Raw genomic sequence first — 9,557 nt, forward strand, 5'->3', positions numbered from 1 at the left:
AACACCTCCGCCGGCACCATCCCCTTAGCCATGGAAACCGCCGTCGAGCAGGGAAAGCTCAAAAAGGGCGATCTGGTTCTGCTGGCCGCCGTAGGCGCCGGCTTCACCGTCGGCACCGCTCTCCTGCGCTGGGAAATCTAAATCGGAATCTGCTTAGGCACGTGTCCCAACCTGAGCAGCCTGCCGCGCGCGCCGCGGGTCGAGAACGGACCAACCCTGGATCTTGCCCGCACCATTGCACCCGCACCATCCCGACAGCACCATCCCGCCTGCCCCATCTCGACAGCACCAATCCCGCCAGCACCATAAGCCCGACAGCCCCATCCCGCCAGCACCAATCCCGCCAGCACCAATCCCGACAGCCCCATCCCGCCAGCACCAATCCCGCGAGCACCATCTCGGCAGCACCACGAAGCAGTCCCGGAGGGACGGCAGGACTCTAGCCCAGGACAAAGTCCTGGGTATGCAGCCGAGAAAAATCTCCGGAGCCCCGTTGGGGCGGTGGAAAGCGCAACCCAAACTGTTCATGGGCGAAGCACCCGCTTTGGCGATTCCGTCCCCAGGGAACAAACCCGCTCAGGTTCACCCGTCACACCCACCCGTGATCCCCGGCACATCCGCCCACGCCGGCCCAGCGCATAATCGAAGCTCCCACGAGGACCGTACCTGTGCTGTGCCACCGCCAGCCCGCTCGCATTTCCGGATCCACCCAATTCCCCCACAGGCCAGAAACATTAACCAGAAAATTACCTGGTTCGCAAAAAAGTTTTCCACAAAAGGGCTTGACAAGTTTCGAGTCGGCTTCTATGAGAATCAGCAGCTTGCGATACTATCGACCTTAGTCTATTCGTCAAACGTTCGCCACGCCCTAGCTTGTGTTACTAAAGATCTGCATAAGTTACTAAAGAATTGATTGAGCATCTATTTTACTATTGAGTTAACACCATCCGCCACTCGCTCCAGGCCCTGCCCCCACCCCCGGCCCCTACGACCACCAGGTCTTGTCCTTCGAGTGGCACAGTGTCTCCAGGTTGCAGTCTTTGCATCGGGGGCTCCGAGCAATGCACACCTGGCGTCCATGGTGGATGATCTGGTGGGAGAAGTCGATCCACTTCGCGTGCGGCAGAATCTTCATCAGCTCCTGCTCGACCGCCTGAGGCGTGTCGCCCTTGGCCAGATCCAGCCGGTGAGAGATGCGGAATACATGCGTGTCGACAACCACACCCTCCGCCTTCCCAAAGCTCACGCCGAGCACCACGTTGGCTGTCTTGCGGGCCGCGCCGGGAACGGTGATCAGCTCCTCCAGCGACTCCGGCACCCTTCCGCCGAATCGAGAGGTGATCGCCTCGGCCGCGCCCTTGAGAGACTTCGCCTTGTTATTGAAGAAGCCGGTCGTGCGGATCAGCTCAATCAACGCGGGAATCTCAGCCTTGGCCATCGCCGCGGGGGTAGGGAAGCGCTCAAACAGCTTCGGCGTGACCATGTTCACGCGCACGTCCGTGCATTGCGCGGAGAGGATCGTCGCCACCAGCAGTTCCCAGGGCGAGCCATGATTCAACGCGCACACCGCATGGGGATACGCTTCGTCAAGCGCCTTCAAAATCTCTTTCACGCGTTCCGGTGAGCGGTCGCCCCCCAGAGACCGGGTGCGCGTCACGGCGGTAGCGCCAGCAGGCACAGCCGACTTCTTCCTGGCGGGAGCAGACTTCTTCGCGGGAGCAGTTGTCTTGGCGGCTATCGACTTGTTCGCGGGCTTCTTGGCAGCTTTGACCGGCATGGTTGCAGTGTAACCGGGCCCCTTAAAGCTTGCCTTCCACCCATCCCGCGAGGTTGTCGATCGGCAGCCGCAACGCCAGGAAGAACTGCCCAAACAGCGCGAACTCGGCGCTGACTTCGTCGAACCGCATCTCGTAGATGAGCTTCTTGAAGACCACCGGATCATCCGCGAACAGATCAACGCCCCATTCCCAGTCGTCCATGCCGATGGACCCGGTGATGATCTGGCGGACCACGTCGCCATAGCGTCGCCCGATCAGGCCGTGCTCGTGCATCATGCGCTGGCGTTCAGCGAACGGCACCATGTACCAGTTCTTCTGCTCATCCCGCTTCCGGTCCATGGGGTAGAAGCACATGTATTTAGCGTCGGGAACGGCGGGCCACAGGCGCGGCTTCATGGCTTCGGCACCGCGCTGCAGGGCGGCCCCTACTTCCAGGTTCCACTCCGGCGAGAACTGCGCGTGCCCCTTGGCCGCGGCGGCCTCGTAGGTCTTGCGCGTCGACTCGTACAGACCCAGTTCCACTACCGATACATAGGAATGGCGCAGGTCGAGGAAGTCATACAGCGCCGCCTGCGCCAGGGCCAGTTCCACGCGATTCAGCGCCTCAAACGAATCGCGAAAATGCAGCAGAATCAGGTCGCCCTTGTGCCCGAGCTCAGAGAAAAGCGCGGTGTGCACCTTCCCGGCGCTATCCGTCTCCAGCCCGCTGAGCAGCGCCGTCGCCTCCTTCACCATGCGCGCGCGCTCGCCGTCCGGCACGCCACGCCACGCTTTCCAGTCGAAGCGGAAAAACTGGTGCAGCGTACTTGCGCCTTCAAGCGTGAGCGGAACAGGAGGGAAGTCGGACACAGAGACACCTCGGAAAGGGATGGAATCAAGGTCCATCGTAGCAGGGGAGATGCCGCCAACTCCGCGGTCTGGAGTGCCGCAGGTCACTCCTCAACTTTCCAAGTGGGCAACTCTCAGGGGAGCCGCTTGCACGAGGACCGACGATTGCGGTTTCCCACGGTATCGCTGGATGCAGAAGGCCGAAGCTCACAAGCTTCAGAGCGGTGCTAGATCGCGAGGCCGGCGTGGTGATTGGTTGGGACCTCAACGTCGGTGCGCACAGACTCTCCGCCGGCAAGCGGCTGGCTGATGAGATTGGGCCCGCCGCTTACAGGCAGGAACACCCGGAAGCATGTAACGTTGCCATGGTGGCCGCGGAAGGTACGGCAGGTGAGAGTGCCGTCGTACTTCTGGATGATGCCTTTGCTGATCCACAAACCCAGCCCTGTGCCCTTGGTGGACTTGGTGGAGAAGAAGGGCTGGAAGAGCCGCTTCAGATCCTCGGGCTGTATGCCGATGCCGGTGTCAAGAATGGAGATGGCAGTGCCCTTGCGATTGCGCGACCAGTCGGAAACCTCGCGCAGGTGAATGCCCAGCGTGCCGCCGTTGGGCATGGCCTGAACCGCGTTGCCCACCAGGTTCAGGAACACCTGGCGCAGCTCCACCGGGAAGCCGTGGACCACGGGCGTGGAGAGATAGCGCTTGCTGAGCCGGATGCGGCTGGCGCTGAGAGCGCGTTCCTGCAGGTCGAGCACATCGTCCAGAAGCTCGGGCAGGTTCACGGCGATGGGCTGCTTCGACTCGCGATAGAAGCTGAGTGTCTGGCGGGTGATGTGGCTGACGCGCTGCAACTCCTGTTCGGCTACGTCGGCGAAGTGGCGCGCTGTGTCGTCGAGCGATGGATGATTGCGCACCAGGTAGAGCGTGTTCGTGATGGCTGCCAGGGGATTGTTGATCTCATGCGCAATGATGCCGGCGACGCGCCCCATGGCGGCGAGCTTTTCGGCTTCGCGCAGGGCTTCCTGCGCTTGTAGTTGCTCGGTGATGTCGCGGCTCACTTCGAGAACGAGGTTGCTTTCCTCATTGATGGTTTTGCGGCATGCCACCACCACTTCGTTGCCATTGCGCGTCTTCTGGATGAGGTTTCCCTGCCAGGATTTCTGCTCGCTGAGCATCTGCTCAATTTCCGCGCGCGGAGCGGGAAACACCGTCTGGAGTGTGGAGTGCATGTCTTGCCCAACCATCTCGGCGCGGGTCCATCCATAGAGACTCTCGGCGCCTGAGTTCCAGAACTGAGCCTTGCCATCCACGCCGCGGACCATGATCGCTTCCGTGGCCATATCAAGCAGCTCGGCCCGGGTGCGGTATTGCTCTTCGCGTTGGCGGAGCTCTTCTGTGCGTTCGTTCACACGTTGCTCGAGTTCGGCGTTGAGAGCTTCCAGCTGGCGGGTTTTACGGTGCAGGTCGACGAAGACGCTGATCTTGGCGCGCAGAACTTCAGGGACAACGGGAACGGAGATGTAATCGACCGCGCCCGAACGATAGCCCTGGATCTTGTCGGAGTCAGTGAGGTGAACGCCGGAGATGAAGATGATCGCGGTCTTCTGGAAGCGCGGATGCTGGCGGATGACATCGGCGAGTTCAAAGCCGTCGAGCTCAGGCATGCTCACGTCCATCAGCACAACGCCTATGTCGGTCTTCAGGAGGACATTCAGCGCTTCGCTGGCCGTGTTGGCCTTGATGAGGTTTTCGCCCAGTTCGGCGAGGATCACCTCGTAACTCAACAGCTTTGCGGGCTGGTCGTCCACCATCAGGATGTTGACTTTATCGTCCGCTCTCATTCCCGTCCCCTTCGGTTCTCCTCGTGCATCTCTTCTATAGGCGCATGCTCCGACCTGATTCAAACTGCCGGGCGTCACTTTTTCCCTTCCGGGCCCGCGGCCCTCAATTCCACGGGTCCGGATGATCCATTTTAGCGGTGCAGCCACATCCTCAAGGCGGAGAGGAGCTGTTCCGTATTGACCGGCTTGGCGAGATATTCGCTCGCGCCTGCTTCCAGGCATTTCTCGCGGTCCCCCTTCATGGCCTTGGCGGTGAGTGCGATGATAGGCAGCCGCCGCAATGCCGGGTTCTGGCGGATGATCTGCATCGTCTCGTAGCCGTCCATCTCCGGCATCATGATGTCCATCAGCACGATGGCCAGGTCGGGCGTGGTTTCGATGATCTGAATCGCCTCGCGGCCATTGCCGGCGGAGAGAACGTGCATCCCGCGGCGTTCCAGTACGCTCGAGAGGGCAAAGATGTTGCGGACGTCATCATCGACGACCAGCACTTTGCGCCCGGACAGAGCATCGTCCGACTTGTGCAGGCGGTCGAGCATGTCCTGCTTCGGCTTGGGAAGATCCGCCACCACCCGGTGCAGGAAGAGCGCGGTCTCGTCGAGCAGGCGCTCCGGCGATTCCACATCTTTGACCACCACGCTGCGAGCCAGCGTGTGCAGCTGCGAATCCTCTTCGGCGGTCAGGTCGCGGCCCGTGAACACCACCACCGGCAAATCTTTCAGGCCGGCAGAATCGCGCATCTTCTCAAGCACTTCGAAGCCGGTCATGTCCGGCAAGCGAAGATCGAGAACCGCGCAGTCGTAGTTGCCTGAGGCAAGGCGGTCGAGTGCCGACTGGCCGGTGTCGGCCACGTCGATGTCGATGTCCTTGTGCCCCAGAAGCTCGCGGATGCTGAGTTGCTCGGCCGGATTATCTTCAACCACCAGCAGGCGCTTGCGGCGCGGCTGCGAGTAGTCCCAGATGCGCGTGAGCGCCGAGTCCAGCTCCTCGGTGCTTGTGGGCTTCGTGACAAAGGAGAATGCGCCGCGCGAGAGCCCGTGGTGACGATCTTCATCAAGAGTGAGCATCTGCACCGGGATGTGCCGGGTGCGCGCATCCTGCTTGAGATGGTTGAGAATGGTCCATCCCAGCATGTCAGGCAGAAATACGTCGAGCGAGATCGCCGTCGGACTGAACTCGCGGGCCAGCGACAACGCCTCGGCACCCGTCATCGCGCAAAGGACTTTGAAGCCTTTGTCTCGCGAGAGATCGCAGAGAACGCGGGCGTAATGCGGATCGTCTTCGACGATGAGCAGCACGGCCTCGCCCTCCTCAATGTTGTGGCGGTCGTCCTCAATGCGCGCCTCAGTCTCAACCGCGGCCACATTGGTAAGGAAGACGGGAACCTGCTGCTGTACAGGCAGGCCGGGCCTTTCCTGCGCCTTGATGATGGCAGGAGCGGCGGGACCGACGTAGGTCTGCGGCAGGTACAAGGTGAACGTGCTGCCCGCACCGGGCGTGGACTTCAGCTGAATTTCGCCGCCCAGCAGGCTGGCGAGTTCGCGGCTGATGGCCAACCCCAGGCCGGTTCCGCCGTACTTGCGCGAGGTGCCGGCGTCTGCCTGCTGGAAGGCCTCGAAGATGATGCGCTGCTTCTCCGGCGGAATACCGATGCCGGTATCCGACACCTCGAAGGCGATCACCGATCCGGCCCCCGAGAGGAGCGGATGATCCTGGCTCCAGCCGCCGGTCACGGGCGATATCTTCAACTTCACGCTGCCTTGCTCGGTGAACTTGAAGGCGTTCGAAAGCAGATTCTTGAGAACCTGCTGCAAACGCTTGGAGTCGGTGACGAGACTGCGGCCCAGGCCGGCATCGGCGGAGATCTCGAACGACAACCGCCGGTTTTCCGCCTCGTGACGGAAGGGACGCGCCACAGTTTCGAGAAGGGAACCGAAGAAGATCTCTTCAGCCTCGACGGACACCGTGCCGGACTCGATCTTCGACAGGTCGAGAATGTCGGAGATCAGGTTCAGCAGGTCGGTGCCTGCCGCGTGGATGGTACGCGCAAATTCCACCTGCTTCGGCGTTAGCGAGCCATCCGGGTTTTCTGCGAGCTGCTGTCCGAGCACCAGGATGGAGTTGAGCGGCGTGCGCAGCTCGTGCGACATGTTGGCGAGGAACTCGGATTTGTACTTCGAAGTGAGAGCCAGCTCGCGGGCCTTTTCTTCCAGAGCGCGGCGCGCCTGCTCGATTTCCTGATTCTTGCGTTCCACTTCGTAGTTCTGTTCCGCGAGCTGCTGGGCCTTCTGCGCCAGCTGCTCGTTGGTCTGCTGCAGTTCCTTTTGCTGCGTCTGCAGTTCGGTTGCAAGCTGCTGCGACTGCTTCAGCAGGCCTTCCGTCTGCATCGTGGCTTCTATCGAGTTGAGCACGATGCCGATGGATGCAGTGAGCTGCTCAAGGAAGGCCAAATGCGAAGGCGTAAACGCGCTCAGCGATGCAAGCTCGATGACGGCCTTCACGCGATCTTCGAACAGAACCGGCAGCACGATAACGTTCTTGGGCGGGGCCTTGAAGAGACCGCTGCGGATCGGCGCGGTCTTCTTGGGCAACTCGGTGATCAGCATGCGGCGGCGTTCCGCGGCACACTGGCCAACAAGACCTTCGCCGACGCGAATTTCCTGCAGGTGCCCTTCGGGTATGTCGGCAAAGGTGGAAAGTAGCACCAGCCGGCCGTCCGGCGCGACCGTGTCGCTTTCCATCTGATAGATCACGCCCTGCTGCGCGCTGACCAGCGGAGCCAGCTCCGACAGCAGCATGCGTCCCACGACGCCCAGGTCACGCTGACCCTGCAACATGTTGGTAAAGCGGGCCAGGTTGGTCTTGAGCCAGTCCTGTTCGGTGTTGCGGTCCGTGGTGAGTCGAAGGTTGTCAATCATCGTGTTGATGTTGTCCTTCAGCTCGGCCACTTCGCCCCGGGCTTCCACCTGGATGGACCGGGTGAGGTCGCCCTTCGTCACGGCGGTTGCCACCTCGGCAATGGCGCGGACTTGGTTCGTCAGGTTGTCAGCCAGCAGGTTCACATTGCCGACAAGATCTTTCCAGGTGCCGGCAGCGCCGGGCACATTCGCCTGACCGCTCAGACGGCCTTCCACGCCGACTTCGCGAGCCACGGTGGTCACCTGATCGGCGAACGTTGCCAGCGTGTCGGTCATGCCGTTGATAGTTTCAGCCAGCGCGGCCACTTCCCCCTTGGCGTTCACCGTCAGCTTTTGAGTGAGCACCCCATTGGCCACGGCGGTGACGACCTTCACGATGCCGCGGACCTGTTCGGTAAGGTTCGCGGCCATAACGTTGACGTTGTCTGTTAGATCTTTCCAGGTGCCGGCCACGCCGGGCACGTTGGCCTGGCCGCCAAGCTTGCCGTCCGTACCCACTTCACGGGCCACGCGTGTCACTTCAGCAGCGAAGGCGTTGAGCTGGTCCACCATGGTGTTGATGGTGTCCTTGAGCTCAAGAATTTCGCCCTTCACGTCCACTGTGATCTTGCGGGACAAATCGCCGCGAGCCACGGCCGTAGTTACCTCGGCGATGTTTCTGACCTGCGCCGTGAGGTTGCCGGCCATGGCGTTCACTGAGTCGGTGAGATCCTTCCAGGTGCCGGCCACGCCGGGCACATTGGCCTGACCGCCGAGACGTCCTTCCGAACCCACTTCACGAGCCACGCGTGTCACTTCGGCAGCGAACGAGCGAAGCTGCTCGACCATCGTATTCATGGTCTCTTTGAGCTGCAGGATTTCACCGCGTACGTCCACGGTGATCTTGCGGCTCAAGTCGCCGTTAGCGATTGCCGTTGCCACTTCGGCGATGTTTCTCACCTGCGCTGTAAGGTTGCCGGCCATGAAGTTGACCGAGTCGGTCAAATCCTTCCAGGTGCCTGCGACACCGGGGACCACCGCCTGACCGCCGAGTTTGCCGTCTGTGCCCACTTCGCGGGCCACGCGGGTCACTTCGCCGGCGAAGGCGTTGAGCTGGTCCACCATGGTGTTGATGGTGTTTTTCAGCTCGAGAATCTCGCCCTTCACGTCGACGGTGATTTTGCGGCTCAAGTCGCCTCGAGCCACAGCCGTTGTGACTTCGGCGATGTTTCGCACCTGGCCGGTAAGGTTGCCGGCCATGAAGTTCACGTTGTCGGTGAGATCCTTCCAAGTGCCCGCCACACCGGGCACGTTGGCCTGACCGCCGAGCTTGCCTTCAGTGCCGACTTCGCGGGCCACGCGCGTCACTTCCCCCGCGAACCTGTTGAGCTGGTCGACCATGGTGTTGATCGTCTCTTTCAGCAACAGGATTTCGCCCGACACGTTGACTGTAATCTTCTTCGACAAGTCACCGTTGGCAATGGCGGTTGCCACTTCAGCGATGTTACGGACCTGGCCGGTGAGGTTCGAGGCCATGGAGTTGACCGAGTCGGTGAGATCCTTCCAGGTGCCGGCCACACCGGGCACGTTGGCCTGACCGCCGAGTTTGCCGTCCGTACCCACTTCGCGGGCCACGCGGGTCACTTCGCCTGCGAACGCGTTGAGCTGGTCCACCATGGTGTTCAAGGTGTCTTTCAGCTCGAGAATTTCGCCCTTCACATCGACGGTGATCTTACGCGATAAGTCGCCGCGGGCCACGGCCGTTGCGACCTCGGCAATGTTGCGAACCTGCCCCGTAAGGTTCGACGCCATGAAGTTCACGTTGTCCGTCAAATCTTTCCAAGTACCGGCCACACCGGGCACCTGCGCCTGGCCGCCGAGTTTGCCGTCTGTACCCACTTCGCGGGCCACGCGGGTGACTTCGCCGGCGAATGCGTTGAGCTGGTCCACCATAGTGTTGATGGTGTTCTTGAGCTCGAGGATTTCGCCCTTCACGTCGACCGTGATCTTACGCGATAAGTCGCCGCGGGCCACGGCCGTCGTGACTTCAGCGATGTTTCGAACCTGGGCCGTGAGGTTGCCGGCCATCGAGTTGACTGAGTCGGTGAGATCCTTCCACGTACCGGCTACGCCGGGCACGTTGGCCTGACCGCCGAGACGCCCTTCCGAGCCCACTTCGCGGGCCACCCGCGTCACTTCGCCGGCGAACCGAT

5 protein-coding genes are annotated in these 9,557 nt (G+C 61.5%); 1 reads left to right on the forward strand and 4 read right to left on the reverse strand.

From position 1 onward, the window contains the following. On the forward strand, positions 1-141 hold a 141-nt coding region (locus VGL22_RS17390; RefSeq protein WP_465268219.1), incomplete at its 5' end, for a 3-oxoacyl-[acyl-carrier-protein] synthase III C-terminal domain-containing protein. A gap of 844 nt (positions 142-985) precedes the next feature. Here the strand turns inward: VGL22_RS17390 and nth are convergent. The 4 genes from nth to VGL22_RS17410 all read right to left on the reverse strand — a co-directional run bounded on the left by nth (position 986) and on the right by VGL22_RS17410 (position 9,540). Continuing rightward, positions 986-1,777: an endonuclease III gene (gene nth / locus VGL22_RS17395; protein ID WP_465268215.1), complete on the reverse strand. Its 792-nt coding sequence runs from the start codon at positions 1,775-1,777 to the stop codon at positions 986-988. A 22-nt stretch (positions 1,778-1,799) separates the two neighbouring features. Continuing rightward, positions 1,800-2,627 carry a hydrogen peroxide-dependent heme synthase gene (gene hemQ / locus VGL22_RS17400; RefSeq protein WP_465268216.1) on the reverse strand — a complete coding sequence of 276 codons (828 nt, stop codon included), beginning with the start codon at positions 2,625-2,627 and terminating at the stop codon, positions 1,800-1,802. Positions 2,628-2,833: 206 nt separating this feature from the next. Then, entirely contained in the window at positions 2,834-4,447 is a 1,614-nt protein-coding gene (locus VGL22_RS17405) for an ATP-binding response regulator (protein WP_465268217.1), read from the reverse strand. 131 nt (positions 4,448-4,578) lie between these two features. Then, on the reverse strand, positions 4,579-9,540 hold the full coding sequence (locus VGL22_RS17410) for a HAMP domain-containing protein (protein ID WP_465268218.1): 4,962 nt from the start codon (positions 9,538-9,540) through the stop codon (positions 4,579-4,581). Positions 9,541-9,557 lie beyond the last annotated feature (17 nt).

The sequence above is a fragment of the Occallatibacter sp. genome (genome assembly GCF_036502485.1).
Lineage (GTDB): Bacteria > Acidobacteriota > Terriglobia > Terriglobales > Acidobacteriaceae > Telmatobacter.

What these genes read in the sequence shown, in the direction of transcription:
- nth (WP_465268215.1), bottom strand. Translation starts at nt 1,777, where the DNA reads ATGCCGGTCAAAGCTGCCAAGAAGCCCGCGAACAAGTCGATAGCCGCC.
- VGL22_RS17405 (WP_465268217.1), bottom strand. Translation starts at nt 4,447, where the DNA reads ATGAGAGCGGACGATAAAGTCAACATCCTGATGGTGGACGACCAGCCC.